Annotated in this window: 23 protein-coding genes and 6 tRNA genes; 14 read left to right on the top strand and 15 right to left on the bottom strand. The window is 35.3% G+C overall.

What is annotated here, in order from left to right:
• Window positions 1-6: 6 nt before the first annotated feature.
• The 3 genes from dacB to pepE are packed head-to-tail and all read right to left on the bottom strand — an operon-like array spanning window position 7 to window position 2,988.
• Window positions 7-1,380 carry a D-alanyl-D-alanine carboxypeptidase/D-alanyl-D-alanine endopeptidase gene (gene dacB, locus AC3HD6_RS08685; RefSeq protein ID WP_488895978.1) on the bottom strand — a complete coding sequence of 458 codons (1,374 nt, stop codon included), beginning with the start codon at window positions 1,378-1,380 and terminating at the stop codon, window positions 7-9.
• A 52-nt stretch (window positions 1,381-1,432) separates the two neighbouring features.
• Complete coding sequence (locus AC3HD6_RS08680) at window positions 1,433-2,296, bottom strand: hypothetical protein (RefSeq protein WP_488895977.1); 864 nt, start codon at window positions 2,294-2,296, stop codon at window positions 1,433-1,435.
• A complete protein-coding gene (pepE, locus tag AC3HD6_RS08675; protein ID WP_488895976.1) occupies window positions 2,296-2,988 on the bottom strand; it encodes a dipeptidase PepE in 693 nt (230 codons plus the stop codon). The genes AC3HD6_RS08680 and pepE overlap by 1 nt, the downstream gene beginning before the upstream one ends.
• Window positions 2,989-3,180: 192 nt before the next feature.
• Between pepE and AC3HD6_RS08670 the strand changes: the two genes are divergently transcribed.
• On the top strand, window positions 3,181-3,744 hold the full coding sequence (locus AC3HD6_RS08670; RefSeq protein WP_488895975.1) for a tetratricopeptide repeat protein: 564 nt from the start codon (window positions 3,181-3,183) through the stop codon (window positions 3,742-3,744).
• Window positions 3,745-3,826: 82 nt separating this feature from the next.
• On the opposite strand, the gene AC3HD6_RS08665 is transcribed toward AC3HD6_RS08670, so the two are convergent.
• A complete protein-coding gene (locus AC3HD6_RS08665) occupies window positions 3,827-4,315 on the bottom strand; it encodes a YdeI/OmpD-associated family protein (RefSeq protein WP_488895974.1) in 489 nt (162 codons plus the stop codon).
• A 331-nt stretch (window positions 4,316-4,646) separates the two neighbouring features.
• On the opposite strand from AC3HD6_RS08665, the gene fsa reads away from it, so the two are divergent.
• Window positions 4,647-5,300, top strand: a complete 654-nt coding sequence (gene fsa / locus AC3HD6_RS08660) for a fructose-6-phosphate aldolase (protein ID WP_066700362.1) — start codon at window positions 4,647-4,649, stop codon at window positions 5,298-5,300.
• A gap of 57 nt (window positions 5,301-5,357) precedes the next feature.
• Here fsa and AC3HD6_RS08655 read toward each other — a convergent pair whose 3' ends face one another.
• The 4 genes from AC3HD6_RS08655 to AC3HD6_RS08640 all read right to left on the bottom strand — a co-directional run bounded on the left by AC3HD6_RS08655 (window position 5,358) and on the right by AC3HD6_RS08640 (window position 9,143).
• Window positions 5,358-5,924 (bottom strand): sugar O-acetyltransferase, encoded by a 567-nt coding sequence (locus AC3HD6_RS08655; protein WP_488895973.1) that lies wholly within the window; start codon window positions 5,922-5,924, stop codon window positions 5,358-5,360.
• A 138-nt stretch (window positions 5,925-6,062) separates the two neighbouring features.
• Window positions 6,063-6,968 carry a GLPGLI family protein gene (locus AC3HD6_RS08650; protein ID WP_488895972.1) on the bottom strand — a complete coding sequence of 302 codons (906 nt, stop codon included), beginning with the start codon at window positions 6,966-6,968 and terminating at the stop codon, window positions 6,063-6,065.
• Window positions 6,969-7,023: 55 nt separating this feature from the next.
• Window positions 7,024-8,772, bottom strand: a complete 1,749-nt coding sequence (locus AC3HD6_RS08645) for a M56 family metallopeptidase (RefSeq protein ID WP_488895971.1) — start codon at window positions 8,770-8,772, stop codon at window positions 7,024-7,026.
• A 5-nt stretch (window positions 8,773-8,777) separates the two neighbouring features.
• Window positions 8,778-9,143: a BlaI/MecI/CopY family transcriptional regulator gene (locus AC3HD6_RS08640; protein WP_347216444.1), complete on the bottom strand. Its 366-nt coding sequence runs from the start codon at window positions 9,141-9,143 to the stop codon at window positions 8,778-8,780.
• A gap of 330 nt (window positions 9,144-9,473) precedes the next feature.
• Here AC3HD6_RS08640 and AC3HD6_RS08635 point away from each other — a divergent pair, with 330 nt between their 5' ends.
• Window positions 9,474-10,055 carry a hypothetical protein gene (locus AC3HD6_RS08635; RefSeq protein ID WP_488895970.1) on the top strand — a complete coding sequence of 194 codons (582 nt, stop codon included), beginning with the start codon at window positions 9,474-9,476 and terminating at the stop codon, window positions 10,053-10,055.
• A 336-nt stretch (window positions 10,056-10,391) separates the two neighbouring features.
• On the opposite strand, the gene AC3HD6_RS08630 is transcribed toward AC3HD6_RS08635, so the two are convergent.
• Window positions 10,392-10,838, bottom strand: coding sequence for a GNAT family N-acetyltransferase (locus AC3HD6_RS08630; protein WP_488895969.1), 447 nt, complete (start codon window positions 10,836-10,838; stop codon window positions 10,392-10,394).
• 184 nt (window positions 10,839-11,022) lie between these two features.
• On the opposite strand from AC3HD6_RS08630, the gene AC3HD6_RS08625 reads away from it, so the two are divergent.
• The 5 genes from AC3HD6_RS08625 to AC3HD6_RS08605 all read left to right on the top strand — a co-directional run bounded on the left by AC3HD6_RS08625 (window position 11,023) and on the right by AC3HD6_RS08605 (window position 16,073).
• Complete coding sequence (locus AC3HD6_RS08625; RefSeq protein ID WP_488895968.1) at window positions 11,023-11,736, top strand: 2OG-Fe(II) oxygenase; 714 nt, start codon at window positions 11,023-11,025, stop codon at window positions 11,734-11,736.
• Window positions 11,737-11,987: 251 nt separating this feature from the next.
• Complete coding sequence (locus AC3HD6_RS08620) at window positions 11,988-12,227, top strand: Ada metal-binding domain-containing protein (RefSeq protein WP_488895967.1); 240 nt, start codon at window positions 11,988-11,990, stop codon at window positions 12,225-12,227.
• A 69-nt stretch (window positions 12,228-12,296) separates the two neighbouring features.
• Window positions 12,297-13,103, top strand: a complete 807-nt coding sequence (locus tag AC3HD6_RS08615; RefSeq protein WP_488895966.1) for a class I SAM-dependent methyltransferase — start codon at window positions 12,297-12,299, stop codon at window positions 13,101-13,103.
• Window positions 13,104-14,021: 918 nt separating this feature from the next.
• The gene (locus AC3HD6_RS08610; RefSeq protein ID WP_488895965.1) at window positions 14,022-15,035 is read left to right on the top strand and encodes a terpene synthase family protein; all 1,014 of its coding nucleotides are present in this window, start codon (window positions 14,022-14,024) and stop codon (window positions 15,033-15,035) included.
• Between the two features lie 42 nt (window positions 15,036-15,077).
• The gene (locus AC3HD6_RS08605; protein ID WP_488895964.1) at window positions 15,078-16,073 is read left to right on the top strand and encodes a terpene synthase family protein; all 996 of its coding nucleotides are present in this window, start codon (window positions 15,078-15,080) and stop codon (window positions 16,071-16,073) included.
• Window positions 16,074-16,172: 99 nt separating this feature from the next.
• On the opposite strand, the gene AC3HD6_RS08600 is transcribed toward AC3HD6_RS08605, so the two are convergent.
• The 6 genes from AC3HD6_RS08600 to AC3HD6_RS08575 all read right to left on the bottom strand — a co-directional run bounded on the left by AC3HD6_RS08600 (window position 16,173) and on the right by AC3HD6_RS08575 (window position 16,801).
• Window positions 16,173-16,245, bottom strand: a tRNA-Met gene (locus AC3HD6_RS08600).
• Window positions 16,246-16,283: 38 nt separating this feature from the next.
• Window positions 16,284-16,356, bottom strand: a tRNA-Met gene (locus AC3HD6_RS08595).
• A 38-nt stretch (window positions 16,357-16,394) separates the two neighbouring features.
• Window positions 16,395-16,467 (bottom strand) — tRNA-Met (locus tag AC3HD6_RS08590).
• A gap of 38 nt (window positions 16,468-16,505) precedes the next feature.
• A tRNA-Met gene (locus AC3HD6_RS08585) sits at window positions 16,506-16,578 on the bottom strand.
• 39 nt (window positions 16,579-16,617) lie between these two features.
• A tRNA-Met gene (locus AC3HD6_RS08580) sits at window positions 16,618-16,690 on the bottom strand.
• 38 nt (window positions 16,691-16,728) lie between these two features.
• A tRNA-Met gene (locus AC3HD6_RS08575) sits at window positions 16,729-16,801 on the bottom strand.
• 101 nt (window positions 16,802-16,902) lie between these two features.
• On the opposite strand from AC3HD6_RS08575, the gene AC3HD6_RS08570 reads away from it, so the two are divergent.
• The 6 genes from AC3HD6_RS08570 to AC3HD6_RS08545 all read left to right on the top strand — a co-directional run bounded on the left by AC3HD6_RS08570 (window position 16,903) and on the right by AC3HD6_RS08545 (window position 21,515).
• Window positions 16,903-17,514, top strand: a complete 612-nt coding sequence (locus AC3HD6_RS08570) for an L-threonylcarbamoyladenylate synthase (RefSeq protein WP_488895963.1) — start codon at window positions 16,903-16,905, stop codon at window positions 17,512-17,514.
• Window positions 17,515-17,568: 54 nt separating this feature from the next.
• On the top strand, window positions 17,569-18,282 hold the full coding sequence (locus tag AC3HD6_RS08565; RefSeq protein ID WP_488895962.1) for a CPBP family intramembrane glutamic endopeptidase: 714 nt from the start codon (window positions 17,569-17,571) through the stop codon (window positions 18,280-18,282).
• Window positions 18,283-18,286: 4 nt separating this feature from the next.
• Window positions 18,287-19,045: a peroxide stress protein YaaA gene (gene yaaA, locus AC3HD6_RS08560; RefSeq protein WP_488895961.1), complete on the top strand. Its 759-nt coding sequence runs from the start codon at window positions 18,287-18,289 to the stop codon at window positions 19,043-19,045.
• Entirely contained in the window at window positions 19,046-19,894 is an 849-nt protein-coding gene (gene prmC, locus AC3HD6_RS08555; protein ID WP_488895960.1) for a peptide chain release factor N(5)-glutamine methyltransferase, read from the top strand.
• Window positions 19,895-19,938: 44 nt separating this feature from the next.
• Window positions 19,939-20,298 carry a DUF4180 domain-containing protein gene (locus AC3HD6_RS08550; RefSeq protein ID WP_488895959.1) on the top strand — a complete coding sequence of 120 codons (360 nt, stop codon included), beginning with the start codon at window positions 19,939-19,941 and terminating at the stop codon, window positions 20,296-20,298.
• A 641-nt stretch (window positions 20,299-20,939) separates the two neighbouring features.
• Window positions 20,940-21,515, top strand: a complete 576-nt coding sequence (locus AC3HD6_RS08545) for a hypothetical protein (protein ID WP_488895958.1) — start codon at window positions 20,940-20,942, stop codon at window positions 21,513-21,515.
• Window positions 21,516-21,522: the final 7 nt, after the last annotated feature.

The raw sequence follows: 21,522 nt of genomic DNA, 5'->3' as shown, positions 1-21,522 counted from the left end.
GGTTATTTATTTTAAAATAGTAAGAATCTTCTGCAGCTCTGCACTTCCACTTCCCTGATAATTATTGATGATGATTGAAAACACATATTTTTTTCCATCTTTTGCGGTGTGATAGCCTGCAAAAGACTTGGTATCCCTCATCGTTCCACTTTTCATTTTCATTCCATTCTCCTGAACCGGAAATCCATCATAGTAAGCATCAAACCAGGATTGTTTTTTTGCATATAAAAGTGCCTGTACTTCAGCTTTTGCTGCAACATAATTCTGAGGAGAAAGGCCGCTTCCATCAGCGAAATTAATCATATTCGTGTTGATTCCTTTTGATTTCCAGAAATCCTTTAAATAAGCTACTCCGCTTTTAAAACTAGGATTTCCTTTTTTCTCTTTTCCTAACGTTTTAATCAGCGTTTCTCCATACAGATTGACACTTTTTCTCAAAAACCAATACACAATTTTATCCAGTGTTGGAGATTGGTATGCTAGGATGATATTATTTTTAGGAGCTTCCAATGCCTGCTTGCCTTCCAACTCTAGCTGTGAATTGGTAACTGCTTTTCCGGTAATTTCAATACCAGATTCTTTCAGCCATTGCTTCACTTCTGATGCCAGCTGTACAGGTGGATTAGGAGTAGAACCGGAAACAGTTACTGTTTTCCCCCCCGGAAGCATTCCATTGATTAACGCTACATTAGAATGAGGTGCTGTAAAAATTAAACTTTGATCAGAACTTCCTCCTGCTTTCAGGTCATTAAGCCATTTTACATTTTCCAAAGGATAAGAAAAACTTTTAAAATCTGTCCCATTAATATTGATATCAAACTGATTTTCTCTCCAGTTGATTCCCCAGACTCCTGCTCCATAATAGTTCCCAAGATCATCCCAGGGCCATCCCCCTGGAATGGTCTGATGGTCAAAATAAGAATCATCAATTATCAGATCACCTGAAATTTTGGTAATTCCGGAATTCTTAATGGCATCCATCAGTTTCTTTTTAAAACTTTCGGGTTTATACGCTTCATACCTCCAGCTTCCTAAGGTTGGATCACCATTGGAACTGATGAAAAGATTTCCATTCAGAGTGCCGCCGGATATGTTTCCGGAATAACTTGAAGTTGTGGTATAAGTATAGTTTTTCCCTAGTATCTCTAATGCCGCTCCTGCTGTAAATATTTTTTGAGTAGAGGCTGTAGAAAGACCTTTACTCCCTTGGTATTCGTAAATAAAATTGCCACTTTCATCAGACACATAGAATGATAAACTGGAGGCCACTGCTCCCGAAGAGTCCATAAGGTCTTTGGTTGCTTTATCTAATTTCTGGGCTATATTCTGGGCCGAAACCATCTGTACAGAAAGTGTGAGAACTGCAAGTGTTTTTTTCATTGCATTGTTGTTTTATGCTAAACGTTGACTAGTGATTCTAAATCAAATATAGTTAAAATAAAAGCTTTTTATAATCTTCAAGATCATCGGGTGTGAAAAGAATCTGATGATCAGGTACTTTCTCAAATGAACGGTCATATTTAAAGTATTCTTCATAGCCATCCTCATCTATAAAAATATCCATTTGATATTCTTTTATATATTCTGACTTTCCTTCATACTCTTCTTCATGGTATTCGCTGGTACCCCAAGGCTCATTATGGCAGCGTAAACAGGATTTATGATATACAGCAATATGTCCGCATATCTCGCAGTCCTGGAGATTTTGGAACAGATCTGAAATTCTGCTTTGCAGATCTTCCGGAAATAAGTACTTCGGAATAGTCTTCAAAAGCAGGTAATAATTCGGTTCATAGCAGGAAAAAGAGAAATATTCATCGGTATTGTTATGCTTTTTTGTGTAAAGTTCCAATTTTTTCAAATCGAATTCCACTTCAGCTTCTATAATATCCATCACATTCAGAATAGATTTCTTCTTATAAGTAATATTCTGCTTATCATCAATTTCCATGATGGGCTTCTGATCAACAAAGTGGTTAAGGCATAAGGTAGTTTCCCATGAATCAATCATCCTCAGTTTCCCTTCATTGCCACAAATTTCACAGACCTTTTGAGACAGCTGAGAATATTTATTAGTGATCTTTCTCAGATGGGTATTCAATTCTTCATTTTCAGAATAAATATAGCATCGCAACCCTCCGAATTTTTCTTTTCCAAAAACATCATGTTCCATATTCCATCCTGCAATAACAAACTCAGACAGCATTTCTCCGATCAGATCATTCCAGCCGGTACTGTTCACTGAAAAATTCTTCAGATTGCGTTCGATAAAACAATTGATGTCTTCCTGATTCATTATAATATGCTTCCCGATTCTATTTCGTAAGGTTCTTTTCCTTTTTCAAAGATTCTGGTCAATTCATTCCCCTCTACGGTAATTTTATCATTGATTCTTCTGATCCAGTTTCCTTCTCTGAGACCTACGACTTTAAGATCATTTTGGGTAAGGAATTCCATGATTCGGGTTTCCCTTGTTTCTCCGTTATGTTTTAAGTCCGGATTCGGATCAAGGTAATGTGGGTTAAGATTGAACGGGACCAATCCCATACAATCAAAACTTGGTGGATAAACGATCGGCATATCGTTCGTTGTTTTCATATTTTGTCCTCCAATATTGCTTCCTGCACTGCATCCAAGATACGGTTTCCCACTAGTTACATTTTCTTTTAAAACAGACATCAACCCTTCCTCATGAAGTGTTTTCACCAATAAAAATGTGTTTCCACCTCCTGTAAAAAATCCTTTTGCCTGATTTAAAGCTTCAATTTTATTTTCAAATTCGTGGAGACCTTTTACTTTGATATTAATCGTTTCAAAAAATGAACGGGCCTTTGCTGTATAATCTTCGTGGGAAATACCTCCCGGCCTTGCAAAAGGGACAAAAATGATCTCGTCAATTCCTCTATATAACTGAATTAATTCTTCTCTTAAATATTCCAGATATTCTCCACCAAACAGTGTGGATGTGGAAGCTAATATGATATTCATGCGATATATTGATTACTTTGATTATAAAAATAGACTTACAAAGATAGGTTCAAACATCAACGAATCAAAAATTAAACTAAAAAAAACGCAAATCCCGTTAATATTTTCTAAAAAAACTTAAAGCCTCTAAAAATTGAGCTTTTATGGAATTATTCTTGAATTTTAGTTGTAAGAATTATAAAATATAAGATTATGAAAATGCCGAAAATGAACATCAAAAACCTATTTGCAGGTTTAATTCTTGTAGGAAGCGCTGGTTTTGTAAGTGCTCAAACAACTCAAACAGATAGTGCCAACACTACAGCTAACCAAGCTGCTGTGGCCACTCAATCCACTAACCCTACTATAGATGGTCTTAAAAAGCAAATTGAAGCTAACCCAAAAGATACGGAAGCCTTAGCAAAGTTGGCCACTGCTTACCAGGAGGCATCAGATTGGACCAATGCAATTGATACCTGGAAAAAAATCTCTGTTTTATTACCTGATTGGGCTCCGTCTTATTACAGCCAGGCTTACGCTTATCAATCTGCCAAAGATGATGCCAATGCAAAAGCTGCCTATGAAAAGTATATTGCAGCTGTAAAACCGGAAGAAGTGGAACAAAATAAAAAGAATCTGGCTTATGCCTACTTTTATATTGCTTTCGCAGAACAGCAAAGTGATCCTAATAAAGCAAAAGAACACATTGCAAAATCACTAAAATATGATCCTAATAATCAGGACGCTATTAAACTTAGCAAAACTTTAAATTCATAAATACTAAAAAGCAAAAACCGGAACATGTTCCGGTTTTTGCTTTTTCATTTTATTATCATCCCTTCTGTAAAGTTTTGATTTCTTACTCAATCTTCTTTCCAAAGAAATCTGTTTCTCCATGCAAATGCCTGATAATTTTCTCAATATTACGCTGAATACTTGCTTCAGTTTTCAGGTTATTGATGTAACGAATTAATTCATGGCGTCTTGACGGAATCAGTTTTTCAAAATTATTTGCAGCCAACGTGCTGTCTTTTATCGCTTGCTCCAATTGAGGATGGATAGAAATACTTCTGTCCGCATGATCGTATTCCAGCATCACTTCAATAGTTTCGCCAATTCTCTTGGGGGAATTTTTCAGCATCATTAGATTGACATACAGTCTCCATTCACCCAGATATTTCATCAGATTTTGCTGAAATTCCTTTCCATTCACGGTTCCTTTCACCGGAATTGGACTTTTATTTTTTGCTGATGCTTCAAAAATAGTCTCCAGAACTTCTTCGGGAATAAAAACAAAAGGATTGATTCCTATAATTTCCAACGTGGCTGTAAAAGTGGTGTTTTTCATTGGATATGAGTGTTAAAGCAAAAGTAAGTATTAGATTTTATATTAGCTGTATTTTTTTATGTCCGCCATTATTACTTATTATTGATTGCTTATTATTCGTGGTAAACTAACCTTCTTTTTGCTTTGCAAAAAAGCCACCCTTTCAGAGAAAGAGAATGTAAGATATACTTAGTCAATATATTCAACGTTGTTTCCTCAGTGTTTTATTTACTTTTCCTAATTGCTCTCCGTAGACCCTACAACCCTCCCACTCAAATTCAAGTCTGAAAAAATCATATCCCAGAACTCGATTAAATGACTTATCTTTGCAGTAATAAATCTATTTAACAAAATGAAATTTTTTATTGACACAGCTAATTTAGAGCAAATCAAGGAAGCTAAAGATCTTGGAATCTTAGATGGTGTAACGACCAACCCTTCATTAATGGCTAAAGAAGGTATTCAGGGAGCTGAAGCGATCAAAAACCATTATAAAACGATCTGCGAGCTTGTAGACGGAGATATTTCTGCTGAAGTACTTTCTACAACTTATGAAGAAATGATTAAAGAAGGAGACGAATTGGCTGCAATCCACCCTAATATCGTTGTAAAAATTCCAATGATCAAGGATGGTATCAAAGCATTAAAATATTTTTCTGACAAAGGAATCAAAACTAACTGTACTTTGATCTTCTCTCCGGGGCAAGCTCTTTTGGCAGCTAAGGCAGGTGCAACTTATGTTTCTCCATTCCTTGGGAGATTAGATGATATCTCTACAGACGGATTAAACCTTATCCAGGAGATCAGATTAATTTTCGATAACTATATGTTCGAAACTGAAATCTTGGCAGCTTCTATCCGCCACTCAATGCACATTATCGACTGTGCTAAAATTGGAGCTGATGTAATTACATCTCCACTTCCTCCAATCTTGAGCTTATTAAAGCACCCATTAACAGACAGCGGATTGGCTCAGTTTATTGCTGATTCTCAGAAATTATCTTAATTTCTGACTGTTTTTTAAGATATATAATATCCCGGAACGAGTTCCGGGATTTTTATTTTATTCATTTCCTTCGATAGTTTTCACTACTTTACAGGGATTTCCTACAGCAACGACATTCTCCGGAATATCTTTATTCACTACACTTCCCGCTCCTATTACACTGTTATTTCCAATTGTCACGCCAGGAAGCACTACTACATTTCCACCTAACCATACATTATCACCTACAGTAATCGGATGCGCATATTCCAATCCTTCATTTCGTTGTTTTACATCAAGCGGATGTCCTGCTGTATAAAAACTACAGTTAGGCCCAATAAAGACATTATCACCAAACTTAACCTTAGCACAATCTAAAACTACAAGGTTATGATTGGAATAAAAGTTTTCCCCTACTTCCATATTATAGCCGTAATCACACCAAAAAGAAGGTTCAATACATAAGTTTTCTTTGGTACTTCCCAGAATTCTTTTAAGCAGCCGTCTTCTTTCTTCTGTATCAGAATTCTTCAACCCATTATATTCTAAACACAGATCTTTACAAGCGATACGTTCACGGATGAGCTCTCCATCATAATTAGCATTATATAAAAGTCCAGCTTCACATTTTTCTTTTTCTGTCATAGAGGTTTAAAGTTTAAAGTTGTTAAAAATAGAAATATTTTCTATAAGTATAGCCCAACCTATTACCTATTACCTATTACCTAACAACAAAAAACAGAACAACCCTTGGGTTATTCTGCTCAGTAGAAAATAATAATTTTAGTTCACCAGATCCGGTTCTATCGGATTGTTGTCTTTTTGAAGCATCTCTTTTGTCCGTTTTTCCATTTCTTTGAATACCTGATTGGGGTCTGAGAATTCTTTCCCGTCTGCTGTTTTTACTTTAAATGCGACTTTTCCTCCAGCTTCACCACCATTTCTCATCATCATTTCCCTCATATTCTTTGTAGGATCATTCACATAAGCTTTCCATGCTTTTTTAAACTGATCTTTGGTCACTTCAATATCTTTACCATCCAGCCCCAATACTTTTACATTTCCAGGAAGCTCAAGGTCTGCCTGCTTCTCCCGGGCTTGTATATTTTTATTGCCTATGAGCTGCATACTGTGAGAACCTGTAGCATCTTCAAGTTTTACAATAAGTCCCGGAAGTCCATAGAATACATAAGGACCATCCTGAATAGGGATATCCGTAGTAAACCATGCGGTCCAGTCTCTTCCGCCAAAACTTGTGGTTGCTTTTTGAGCATTATATTCTCCAATTTTTTGTTTTTCAGGCAAAATTTTCCATTCCGGTTTTTTATCTTCTTTAATTTTGTATTTATCCATGGAAATACTTCTGAAAAGATAAGTTGTATAATCAGGATATTGTTTTGTTACTCTATAAGAAACCATTCCCGGTCTATCTCTTCTATTCACACTTATACTTCCGCTTCCGGACTTCAGCTGTTTTTCAAGATCTGCCCGCCCGGTAGAATCTGCCACAAACTTATCATGACTGTAATAGTTAGACCCGGTTTTATCAATATCCAACAGCATCATTTCCTTCTTCACCTCTTCTTTATTATTAATATCAGGAATAAATTTGTATTCATAAAAGAACCTGTTGATCTGGGCATTGGTCAGAATTCCCAGAAACATAAAAAATAGAACTTTATTTTTCATAATGGATGATAAAAAAGGCTTTGACAATATGATATTGTCAAAGCCTGGTTGAACTTTATTTCTTTGTCTGAATTCTTATTTCATTCTGAGTTCCTCGTACTACATTTTCCTTAATAATATTGACCATTGCAATATTCTCAGGTTTTATAGCGAGAGCTTCTTCCTTGGAAACTTCGTTTCCGTTTACAAAGTATTTGATATTATCCCAACCTTTCATATCATACTTCTTCACTCCATTCATGGTAATATTCCCATTTCCATCTTTTTTAATGAAGTCTGCCTGCATCACCATTACTTTAGGAGAGCCTGTTAGTGTTACAACTCTTGGGCTTGCCGCTATATTTTCCGCTTCCTGTCTGGTCTTCTCAATTTCAATTTTTGCCTTCTCGATTTCTATCTTAGCTTTCCCAGCTTCAATTTTTGCCTTGTCACTTTCAACTCTGGCTTGTTCTGCTGCGGCTTTTCCTATTCTTGCAGCTTCTCTTCCTGCTTTTTCAGCTTCTCTTCCAATTTTCTGAGCTTCTATCGCTGCTTTACTGGCTTCTTTAGCTGCTTTTTGAGCATCTCTTTTAATTTTGCGAAGTTCTTTTTTATCCAGAGGATCCATATTTTCAAGATCCTTCATCTGCTGTTTCCATTCTGCAGAGTTGAAATACTCTTCTACTCGTTTGCTAGATTCGTCTGTAATCTCAGTCATAGCAGAAACTAAATCATCTATTTCTTCCATCTTTTTGTCAAAAGCATGGCTTTCAGGATCAAGCTTACTTAGCTCTTTCTGCTTTTCTTCCATCTTTTTTTGAAGTTCGGCCAATTTTGCCTCATCTTCAGGAGAAGTAGCTACAGGTCCTGTAATTTTTCCTTGTTCTGATTTTTCAGGTTTTACTGTATCTTTTTTGATTTCTGAAACTGCTTTTTTAATAGAAAGGTTTGTTTCTTCAATTTCTCTGTTCTTAGCGTTTACCAGATAAGCAAAAGCTACTGTAAATAAAACCGGCAACGCAAGGATTCTACGCGCATACCCGAATTTGGTTTTTGGTTTTTGTAACATCTTAAGTCTTTTTTTAAGGTTTGAACTTAGAAACGGACTGGCAGCAGGCAACTGGGTTCCGGAAAAGTGGCTTGCTAAAAGCATCTGCGCAAATGCTTTGGTGTCCGAATGCTTTACGGCTTTTTTATCAGCCAGATATTCGTGAATTAAACTAATTTCTTTTTTAATAATATGAAAAAACGGATTGAACCAGAAAACAGCTGTCACTACTTCAATAAGAATCTTATCGAAGGAATGTTTCTGTTCAATATGTACCATCTCATGCTTTAAAATCTGTCTGCCGATCTCAGAATCCAGGGTAATGGTATTCTTCCAGAAAAGATTTTTAAAATATGAAAACGGAGCTTCGGTCAGGTTTGTCCGGTAAAAATTGATCCCGTCAAAACTTTCTTTCTGAAACTGTTCCTTAAACTGCTGAATCTTGAAGATCCCGTAGATAAGCGTCCCTAAAAAATAGAGAGAAACCAGTCCCAGAGCTGAAAAAATAATGCTAAAATAAAGGTTACCATTGCTTACATTTTTTTGTGTGTTGAAATTCTGAATCTTACCAAGAAGCACATACAGCTCATTACTTACTTCTATGGTAAAGTCCTCTATTCTGACCAGGGGCAGCAGCAGCGATATCAAAATGGCAGACAAAAGATAGAATCTGTTGTAATGATGAAATGTCTTGTCTTTTAAAGACAACTGATAATACAGAAACATTACACCTGAACATAAAATTACTTTTCCAAAGTACAAAAGCAGAGTCTCCATGGTTATTAGTCTTTGTTTTTAAGTTCGTTAAGCAACATCTCAAGGTCTTCTACAGTCATTTCATTTTTTTCTACCAAAAAAGAAACAGCACTTTTATATGACCCTTTGAAATAGTTCTTCACAAGGCTTTTCATCGTTTTTCCTGAGTACTGTTCTTTTGTTACCAACGGAAAATATTCATGCTGTCTTCCGTGTATATTATAGTCTACGAATTCCTTATCCTTTAATACTTTTAAAATAGTGGAAACGGTATTGGTATGCGGTTTTGGTTCAGGAAAGAGATCAAGAATATCTTTTAGAAATCCTTTTTCCAGTTTCCATACGTACTGCATTACCTGTTCTTCTGCTTTTGTTAAAGTCTGATTTTTCATATCTTTCATTGATCATTAAGGTGATATAGAATAAGCAACCCTATATCACTAAGAAATTAGTTATACAAATGTAGAAATAAAATTGATTCTAACAACTATTTTTTTAGTGATAAAAGCAAAATAAATATAATGCGTTGATAATCAATTTAATAAATTTAAATCAAATATATTAATTTTTTAACAGAGTGAAATTATCACCTGCTTAATCAATAGAAAAAAATGTATTTCCGGCTGAAATTCTTAAAACTTGTTAATTTTTATTAAATAAAATTAAAATGAATTTGTTAAAACCGGGAAATTATATTTATTTTAGTGCCTTAAAAATTTCTCATGAAAAGATATAATTTACTGATTGTACTACTACTGCTCATTTTTAACGTTACTACAGCGCAAAAGAAAAAATCTCCTGCTGCTGACCTTAGCATACTAAAGGATACAAAATCAAAAATCGAAGCTACAGTTCCATTGGTCATTCAACATCTTCAGACCATTGCTACAAAAGAAGGTGACAATAATATCGTGATCAACGGAAAAACTGCACTTGGAAAAGAATATGGCATTTTAGAATCTGAATGGTTCTTATACAGAAACAATATGAAAAACTGTATTATGAACAATTCTTCCAAGAAAGCTAAAAAATGTATGGAATATCATACTCAGTATCTTAGAAATACATTCATTAATTATAGCAACTATATTTCTAACCTTACCAGAAAGAATGGTTATTTAGGAGTAGATGGCGACACAAAATTCGAGTTTAAACCTGCGGACATTGCAACCAAACTAACTGAAGCTTACTTTAACGCCAATGATGCTGCGGGAAGAATGAAGGCAGACCAAAAAAGAGAATTCCTGGGAACAACTATGAGTGATGACAATAAACTTACTCCTTACGCTCAGCTAGCTCCATAATTAAAATACATTAATAGTATATAAAAAGAGAACTGTTTTGCAGTTCTCTTTTTTTGCAGCAAAAAATCCCCGCCCAAAAGCAGTTTTGTGGTACTAATCATAAAACCTGGGGAAAAAGTAGAAATAAGGCGGAGATAATTTGCATAAACTCTATAGAATCAACTGTCCTACCCTTGATCTATAAGAGCTGTACAAAAATAGGACTATGCCTTATAGCTGTAAAAGAATAGCTGTAGAATTAAATGTCGGTAATTGTAGAAATAATACTACTCCTTATTAAGTATAAATAACTAATAACAGAAAGAATTATCATCCCATCCAAATTCCATTTATGATCTATTTCCACCAATGGTAGTAATTATGAAGTCCATCATATTCAAATCCACAACGAGGATACAATGTATTTCCAATGTCGTTTGTTTTTTCGGTTTCAAGCATCAGTCCGCAAGCTCCTGTTTCTTCACACCATTGTTTGCTGCGGTCAATCAATGCCACAGAAAGTCCTTTTCCTCTATAATCAGGATGTACAAACAAATCGCTCAATAACCATTGCTTTTGTAGTTTTGTATAATGGAATAATTTATAAAGCTGTACAAAACCCACTGCTTTGCCATCAAGCCAGACTAAGAAAATATCAGATTCACTGTTCAGGAATCTTTCTTTAAGAAAAGCTTTTCCTTTTTCCAGATCAGATTCTTGTCTGTAAAAAATTCGGTAAAGATTAAATAACTCTGCCGTTTCATTAAGATCCTCAAGGCTTGCTTTTTTAATTGTGTAATTCATTGTTGTCTATTTTTTAATTAACACTGCAAAAGTATCTTTAAACAGGACCGGAGTTACCATCCAGATTAAAGTTATACAGCTAGTCCAGAAAGACTTTACATAATGATCATCATCCAAAATACAGCACGTTTCGGATTTTGTATACGTTCTTAACTTCAGATCTTTGTTCTGTAAAAACAAAACAATGAAAGATCTACTCCAAAGAATTGAAAATACGGACTGGCCAGCCATTACGGAATCTATGCATCAAAACGGCTATGCTATTGTTCCCAGTCTATTAATGGATAATGAATGTGACCAGCTGATCTCAGGTTATGATCAACCGGAATTCTTCCGTAAAACAGTTATCATGGCAAGACATCGTTTCGGATTAGGTGAGTATAAATACTTCAATTATCCTTTACCAGAGATACTTCAAACCCTGCGTACTCATATCTATCCACATCTTGCAGTTATTGCCAATACCTGGTTTAAAGCCCTAAATATTGAAACATCTTTTCCATTGGAACACGAGAACTTTCTCCAGCAATGTCATTTCAACAATCAACAAAAAGCGACTGCTTTGATTTTGAAATATGGTAAAGGCGGCTTCAATACTTTGCATCAGGACTTATATGGTGATATTTATTTTCCTATTCAGATTGTCTTGATGCTGAGCGAACCTGAACAGGATTTTAGAGGTGGTGAATTTGTCCTTACCCAACAAGTTCCAAGAGCCCAGTCTAAGGCCATTGTTTTAAAACCTCAGAAAGGAGACCTTTTAATATTCACCACTCATTTTAAACCTGAAAAAGGAGTAAAAGGATATTATAGAGTGAATATGAAACATGGGGTAAGTGAAGTAAAAACCGGAAAACGGTATGCCTTGGGAATTATTTTCCATGATGCAGAAAAGTGATAGGTTAAAAGGCTGGAGGCTGGAAGCAGGAGGTACTGTTAACTATAAAGCAATGATTATTCTTCTACTGGGAAAAAATAGTAAACTAATAAAAGACATTTAAGCTTCAGACCTGCAAAAAAAGTTCCTCTTCCAGCTTTCAACCTGCATGCTAACAACAAATACCTAAATTCATTGATTAAAACATGTCTCTATCCAAACTCCAGGCTGCAAGAGTTTCCTTCTTCCAGCCTTCAGCTCCCTACTAAAATATGATACTCCATTCACAACTTTCTGCTTCTGAGCTAAGAAGTAAAATCCGGAAGCAGAAAATTCTTCTGGGTGGTAACAAAATATTGAGAATCTATGGATTACTTACCTGTAAATCAGGAAAAAGAATGAAAAAAGAAAACAGAGTTTTCTTTACTGATCCAGCAGATGCCTTACAAAATGGCTACCGCCCCTGTGGTCATTGTATGAGAAAAGAGTATCAACAATGGAAGTTGCGGTAAATCTAATATTTAAAGTAAATGATAAATTTTATGTAAATTAGTAACCTTTTAACAAAAACTAATTACAAAATGCCCCCAGAGAATAACTATATAGAGATCAACAAAAACTCATGGAATAAGAGAACAGAAACTCACTTACATTCTGAATTTTATGATGTAGAAGGATTTTTGAATGGAAACAGTTCCTTAAATGATATTGAATTGGAACTGTTGGGAGATCTAAAGGGAAAATCAATCCTACATCTACAATGTCATTTTGGACAGGACACTATTTCATTAAGCAGGCTTGGAGCCGACGTTACAGGTATTGATTTATCAGATAAAGCCATTGAAAGCGCAAAAAAACTGGCACATGATACCCATTCAAGTGCCCAATTTATCTGTAGCGACGTTTACGATCTTCCTAATCATCTTGATAAACAGTTTGATATTGTTTTTACCAGCTATGGAACCATTGGCTGGCTGCCAGATCTAGACAAATGGGCTAAAGTTATTTCTCACTTTTTAAAACCTAATGGAAAATTTGTATTTGTTGAATTTCATCCAGTAGTCTGGATGTTTGATGATAACTTTGAAACTATAGGATACAGGTATTTTAATTCGGGGGCTATCGTAGAAACTGTAAATGGAACTTATGCAGACAGAAATGCAGACATCATCGAATCTACTGTAACCTGGAATCATGGATTAAGTGAAGTAATGAATAGCCTGATCAAAAACGGGCTTGAAATCAACAGTTTTGATGAATTTGATTATTCCCCTTACAACTGTTTCAATGGCACGGTTGAAGTTGAACCTAAAAAGTACAGGATAGCTCATTTGGAAGATAAAATTCCTATGGTTTATTCTCTAGTGGCTACAAAGAAAAGTCTTTAATATTTCCGCAGATCTCATCAGGATTTTTGAAGCTGGAAACAGCTATCATATTTTTACCACGAATATACGAATAACATAATTATTCTATTCGTGGCAATTATAAAATATCAAAGATTTAGTTCATCTTTCTAAAGGAATCAGCATAAACAGTAAAGACTACAAAAGCTTTTTCAAGTTTGAAAATACAAAAAAGTAAACAGATTACTGCCTTCAATGTTTCTAAGACTCAAAAGAATCAAAGATTCCCCAGACTTACAAATTATCTTTTCATTACAAAATTCTATGTTCCTATGAGGTTAATCCTCATATTTATAGCCAAAATAGGTAGAATTATTCGAGCCCTCATAGCCATTAAATATTATCTCAGGTACTTCGCAATCAGCAGAATTTACAAGAATATTCTACTATAATTAATTTTATCAGAGATAAGACTCTCCTGCCTTACCAGGTAGCTATTCAAGAAAACGCTTAACCTCCTATCGTATTCCAACATCCTCCGATGCAATATTACTCAATGATAAAGTATAAAATCATTTATCCGTTACATACTCTACATAAAGCTTATACTTATATATAAAAAAACTAACATTCTACGATTTAGCACGTTACAAATAAAGAAAAAGGAAAAAAAAAAAGAAAAAATTGTTCTTCACAAGTGGAAATAAATCCAAAAAAGAGAAAATATACTTCTTTTTTACTTCGCGAATTTATTCAGTTTACCAGAGATCAAAAAGTGAAATAAAAAAAATATAATCTGTATTGAAGAGGATTTTAAAGTATTTCACACAATAGTTATATATAACATATTTAAACAAATATCAAATAATAATTGTTTATAATTGAAAAATTTAAAATAATAAAGACATTATTCCAAAAAAAATATATATTTACTTCAACATCAAACCAAACACATTAGTTATGAACCATGAAAATTTTAATACACTTGAGCTACTTCGTAAACAGTTCAAGTACCCGTTCCCTACATTAAAAAACCCTAATGCAGAACAACTGCAAGAGATTACTGAGAGTCAGTGGATCGATGGAGAATACTTATGGCTTTATGCGCAGAATCCTGATCTCCGCAAAAAGTACAAAAAAACTAAAACGGCTCATATTGCTGCTCAATGGTTTCCAACTGCGTCACCTGAACGTTTCAAACCCATCTGTAGATTAATGTTATGGACACTATATAATGACGATCTTTATGAGGAGAGTGATCCCAATGAAATAGGATATGTACACACTCAATCAGTGGCCATATTAAACGGTGAGATCACCGCCGAAGAATCAGGAATCCCTTTAGGAGCTATGCTTGCTTCCCTTAGAGAAGAATTGCTGCAGTTTATCCCAAAAGAATCACTTACCCGTTTTACCCAAATGATCAGCAGGTATTTTAATGGACTAGAAAATGAATTGAAGTATAAGAAAAACAAAATATATCCTAGCGTAACGGAATGTATTACTTTACGAGAAGACTCCATCTGCCTCTATCCCTTCCTCCAGCTGACAGAAGTGGAAACGGGTGTTGTCCTTCCTCCTGAAATACATGAACATCCGGTGATTCAGCGACTACAGGCATTAGCATGCCATTTGGTTACTTTTTTCAACGAAGTACAATCGGTAATAAAAGATGAAGCCACAGACAGCATCTATTACAATATTGTAAAAGTAATTCAACACCAAAACCAGATGTCTCTGAAAGAAGCCTGCCTTGAAGACCTTCGTTTGCACAATGAAGATCTAAAGGAATTTTTAGATCTCCAGGCTTCCCTTCCGGATTTCGGGATATGGCATGATGGTGTTGTCAATTGGGTACATTATATGAGCATGGTTCTTAGTGGATGGAAAAATATCTCCACCAATCTGGATCGTTACACTCAAACAGAGTTTCCAGATGCAGCAGAGCTTAAAGCAAAGCTGAATCAGTTATAAAACAGGACAAAAATTATAAATCAATACTTTAAATTCAAAATAATGAGACCAGAAGAATATCAATCAAAGGACTACCTTCCCTTAAACTATTATCCTTGGCCTAATCTTATAAATCCTCATGTAGAACAGATGGGAAAGGATATGGATTCATGGATTGATAATGACTATACATTTTTAACTGACCTGCAAAAAATAAAATATAAAAAAATGCGTCTGCATGCCTGTACAGCTTGCATGTGGCCTCATTTGACTTATGAGCAGGCTATGCCCTGCAATAGATTTATGCTTCAGTATGTTGTACTTGATGATCAAGTAGAAGATTCATCTCCCGAAGAAGTTGAGCACTTGCGGACCCGTTGTACAGAAATACTTCGGGGAGCTGAGCCAACTCAAGAAGAAAATGCATTGTATCAACACATGGCATTTATCAGGGACGAGTTTAATGCTTTTATGCCTAAAGTCTGGATGGACCGCTTTATTGACTCTTTTTATACGACTGTCAGATATGGAATTGAGCTTGAGCATCCTTATAAAATCACCAATCGACCACCTTCGCTTGCCCTTTTTAAAGTTCTTCGGGAATATTCCGTTTTAATGTTCCCATATCTTACATTTGGAGAAATAGAATCTGGGCTTATTTTACCCAACCACATTCTGGAACATCCTGTAGTAAAAAGAATGATCAGTTTATTAGTTAGGGTTATTGCATGGCAAAATGATATTCACTCTCTACCAAAAGAACTGGCAAAAGGGACAGAAATTTTCAATTTGATTCTTGTATTGAAGCAGGAACAAAATCTTTCATTGGAAGAAGCCAGCGCAGAAGCACTTCGCATCCATAACGAAGATTTGGATGAATTGCTTCTTTTACAGAAAGAATACCGTGAGTTTGGTGAGTATCAGGAACACGTAGATAAGTTTATCTATTATTCCGGAATTGGAATTCAGGGAGTTAACACCTTTTATTTGCAAGAGACAGAGAGATATCGTCATGGCGGAGTAGGATTTGCCTGGCCAGAGACTGCAATTAAATTATAAATTTATTGGTAGAGTTCATTTAACAAGATTAAAACGGACACTTACATATAATTAATAAAATAACAAGAGGAGCAATGTTACATTGCTCCTCTTGTTTAGTAGCGGGAACCGGACTCGAACCGATGACCTTCGGGTTATGAGCCCGACGAGCTACCTACTGCTCCATCCCGCGGTGTATTTTTAGAGTGTTTACCGAAAACACTTGTTTAGTAGCGGGAACCGGACTCGAACCGATGACCTTCGGGTTATGAGCCCGACGAGCTACCTACTGCTCCATCCCGCGGTGTATTTTTAGAGTGCTTACCGAAAGCACTTGCTTAGTAGCGGGAACCGGACTCGAACCGATGACCTTCGGGTTATGAGCCCGACGAGCTACCTACTGCTCCATCCCGCGGTGTATTTTTAGAGTGCTTACCGAAAGCACTTACTTAGTAGCGGGAACCGGACTCGAACCGATGACCTTCGGGTTATGAGCCCGACGAGCTACCTACTGCTCCATCCCGCGGTGTATTTTTAGAGTGCTTACCGAAAGCACTTAACTTAGTAGCGGGAACCGGACTCGAACCGATGACCTTCGGGTTATGAGCCCGACGAGCTACCTACTGCTCCATCCCGCGGTGTATTTTTAGAGTGTTTACCGAAAACACTTGCTTAGTAGCGGGAACCGGACTCGAACCGATGACCTTCGGGTTATGAGCCCGACGAGCTACCTACTGCTCCATCCCGCGATATTGGATTGCAAAGGTACGAATATTTTTCACAATTCCTAATTTTTCTTTTAAATAAAGGACTTTTATGAAAACTATTTTATTATTTGTATCTTTGTTTTATGGCAAAAATATTAAAAATTTATCCCGACAACCCACAGGAAAATCTTGTGAATGAAGTCATTAAAACATTAAATAATGGCGGATTGATTATCTATCCTTCCGATACAATTTATGCGCTTGGCTGTAATATTTTTGATATAAAAGCCATGGAAAAGTTGGCTCAATTGAAAAAATTGAAGCTTGAAAAATCAAAGTTCTCCATAATCTGTAATGATCTGAGTCACCTTTCTGACTTTACCAGACCTATTGATACTTCGGTTTTCAGGTTTCTGAAAAGTCACCTTCCCGGACCGTTCACTTTTATTCTTGATGCAAACAAAAGTTTACCTTTAGCGTATAAAGGGCATAAAACAATCGGTATCCGTGTTCCAGACCACCCGATTCCACAGCTTATCGTTGAAAAATTAGGACACCCAATCGCTTCAACCTCTATCAGAGATGATGATGAAATTATCGAATACTCTACAGACCCAGAACTGATCGCTGAAAAATATGATCATTTGGTGGATATTGTAATTGATTCGGGATATGGAGATAATGTAGCATCAACGATTGTGGACCTTACTTCTGGTGAACCTGAAATCATCCGTCAGGGAAAAGGAATTATTTAATTCAAGGTTTTGACGCTTAAAGTTCTAGGTTAAGATTTAGCATAAGAATTACGGTTGACAGGTTATATGGGGCTTAATGGAAAATATTCTATAGGAATTCTACTCACATTTGTACTTTTAGGCATCGTGATGCTTTATGTTTTCCCTGTTATCAGTATGATTACAGGAGTAAAATACGTTACAGGAGACACTTTCTCTATTAGCAGAATTGCTATATGGACCGTTTTACTTATTGTATTTTTATACAGCTTTTTTATTGAAAAGGGTTCTTTTTTGCTTACAACGGAAAAAAAGTACCCTACTGCATTCAATATAAAGGCGGTCATCTGTTTATATCTGATTTGTGTCTTTGGGGGAGCCATTCTGAATGGATTGATCCAGTTTTTGATCCATAAAGAAGAAAGTAATAAAATTTTACAATTCACCACCCTCTTTAAAAATGATTATTTTTTAATTATTTTTACATGCCTTACCGCGGGCGCTGTTGAAGAACTTCTCATGCGGGGGTATATCCAGCCCAGAATTGAGAAAATATATAACAGTCCTGTTTTAGGAATCTTAGTCTCCGCAGCTTTATTCGGAATTCTGCACAGCACTTACGGAACCGTTGGCCAGGTCGTAGTACCTTTCTTTATTGGAGTCGTTTTTGCTATGTTTTATAAAAAATATTCAAACATTAAAATTCTTATTGTTTGTCACTTTATGATTGATTTTATCACTCTGATGGCAATGAATTTTATTGATTTTAAACATTTATCTGTATTTTAACATTATGAAAATTGTAACATCCCCTGCCAAATTAATGAATGTAGAAAACTCAACAGATCTGTTGAAAACTACTACTCCTAAATTCATTGAAGATGCAGCTTTTATACAAACTTATCTAAAAGAAAAATCACCCAAATATCTTTCCGAGCTGATGGAGATCTCGCCAAAACTGGCTGATGAAAACTGGGAAAGAAATCAAAAATGGAAAGCAAAACCTACTGCTAAAGAATCTGCACCCGCTATGTTTGCTTTCACAGGAGAAGTCTACAGAGGTCTGGATGCCAAAACACTTGACAAAGATGCTGTAGATTATCTTCAAAAAAACTACAGAATGCTTTCCGGATTATACGGTTTGCTAAAACCTTCTGATAAAGTAATGCTTTACAGGCTGGAAATGGGGCGTCATTTCGAATTTGATCAGTACAAAAATCTGTATGAGTTCTGGAGAGAAAAGATTACAGAACAGCTGAATACTGAAATGAAAAAAGGAGAAGTTCTTCTTCATCTAGCCAGCAATGAGTATGGAAAAGTGATTGACAGAAAAAAATTAAATCATAAAGTGATTGATTTTGATTTTTACGAGCTAAAAGACGGCAAACTGAAAACCATTGTAGTCTACACCAAACATGCCAGAGGACTCGTGGTAAGATTCTGTGCAGAAACCAATGCTAAAACGCTGGATGATGTAAAAGCTTTCAATTATGAAGGATACAGAATTAATGAAGAAAAATCTACAGATACTAAATTGGTTTTCACAAGATAAATGACAATATCAGCATTTAAAAAATATTTCAAAGCAGAACTTTCCGACCTTTATACAGAGTCGGAAAGCACTTTTTTGATCTCCATATTGATTCAGAAAATTGTAGGCTTTGATTCTTTTGAACAGAGAAGATTTTCAGAACAGGAACTTCTGACAGATGATGAACAAAAGCTTCACGAACTAGTTTCTGTTTTAAAGACCGGAAAACCTTACCAGCAAATCCTAGGCGAAACAGAGTTTTATGGGATGATATTTCTTATAGATGAGCATGTTTTGATTCCACGTCCTGAAACAGAAGAATTGTTAGAAATAGCGATCCGGGAGATTCAAAATGCAAAAAATAATGGTTCGAAATTAAAAATTCTAGATATTGGTACCGGAAGCGGAGTGATTCCTTTGGTTCTAAAGAAGCATTTTCCCACTGCAGAAGTTTCTTCTATAGATTTTTCTGAAAAAGCTTTAGAAACAGCCAAACGAAATGCAGCTTATCATCAACTTGATATTCAATTCATCCATGCAGATTATCTGAATACCAAGCTTATTGATCAATATGATATTATCATTTCAAACCCACCGTATATAGGCATTGAAGAAGAAACAGAAATTGAGAATTCTGTAAAAGGATTTGAACCTACCATGGCTCTTTTCTCCCCTACTTCTGATGCTTTAATTTTTTATAGAAAGATTGCAGAGGATTGCAGAGAACATCTGAGGGATGGTGGATTTTTATTTTTGGAAATTAATCAAAAACTAGGTCCTGAAACATTAGAATTATACGATTGCTTCCCCAATGTACAGTTAATAAAAGACTTATCTGAAAATGACCGGTTTATTTATGGAAGAAAATAAGTAATTTTATCCTTCATAAAACATAACCATACATCCCAAACATCATGGATATCAAGCCACACCATACCGGAGATATAAAAATTGCTGAAGTCACTTCGGATCACATTATTATTCAATCTGCAGAAGACGGATTGGACCTTATGGGAAACATCTATTATCAGGGATTTGATAAAGTCATTCTCTATGAAAAAAATATCACCCCCAGTTTCTTTGATCTTAAAACCAAAATTGCAGGAGAAATTCTGCAAAAGTTTTCCAATTACCGTATGGGATTGACTATTATTGGGGATTTCAGTAAGTATGAAAGTAAAAGTATGAAAGACTTTATCTTTGAAAGTAATAAAACCAGGCACGTTAATTTTGTAGAAACATTGGCAGAAGCCCTCGAAAATTTTTCAAAATAACAAAAACTGTGATAAGATCTCTGTTAACAACAGCATCTTTTATTCTTGTTAAAAATCTCTTTGAAAACAATTTCTAGATTATAAGATACCCTGTAAGACTATTTACAGGGTTTATTTTTCAACCCACTCATTGAAAATCAACATATTCCCAATATCAAGCTGCGCAAAAATAATCTACAAAAATTATTCTTTTGTATAAAAATACTAATGATAAATTGATTTTTAATTTAAAAATTAAATCAAAACAAAATTAATCACCATAAAACAGGCAAATAAAATGAATTATTCATATATTTGCATAAAACACAAGGGTTATGAATTATACTTTTTTAGTAGTCATTCAACATATTACGGCTATTTAAATCATTCTATTTTTTGAATTGTCTTTACAGAATAAAGAAACATTCCCGGCTATAGGGTTTGTAATTTATATCTTGTATTGATCTTCAAGAAATTTCCATATTCAAGCTTATTTAATGACATATCAACTCCAAGGAGTTGTTATACAACTTTTGCGGACATCGCTGAAGCTAAACGAAAAATCTAATAAGATTGCCCTTTAAAAAATAACTATAAAAACACAATTAAAAAGAGTATTAACGCTTAAAACAAACAAATTAACGTACCATAAATACACTTACATGAAAAATTATTTCGTATCAATTATTTTATTTTCAATGAGTTCGTTTGCTTATGCACAAGTTGGGATTAACACACCCAATCCGGATCCAAGCGCTGCATTAGAAGTTTACAGCCAAAATAAAGGAATGTTGATTCCCAGGCTTACAACAGCTAAAAGGGATGCAATTCCCAATCCAGCCAATTCACTTCTCATTTATGACACAGACAAAAAGTGTCTAAGTCAAAACATCGGAACTCCTTCCAGCCCGGATTGGCTATGCATCAGTGGGAATGCTGTAAAAATGTTTTATATGCCAAGTGTATCTTTTGATACTTCTCAAAACGCCACTGCTCAAACCAAAGATCTCTATACCTTGTATAAGAATCAATTTGGTACTCCAAAAGCAAAAAGCACAAGTGCTCCTGCTTCTATTCCTTTCTTCCCTTCAAGTAAAGATCTTTACTATTATGTAACGGATGCTGATCCTAATGTATTCAGAAATATTTCTATTTCGGATTCCGGAGTCATGACGTATGATGTGAGAGCTGCGGCTACAGATTGTTCATTTATTAATATCGTTTTCGTTGTAAAATAGTGGAGTT

This window comes from Chryseobacterium sp. II3a, assembly GCF_057815135.1.
This window is presented reverse-complemented; position numbering and strand designations above follow the sequence as displayed.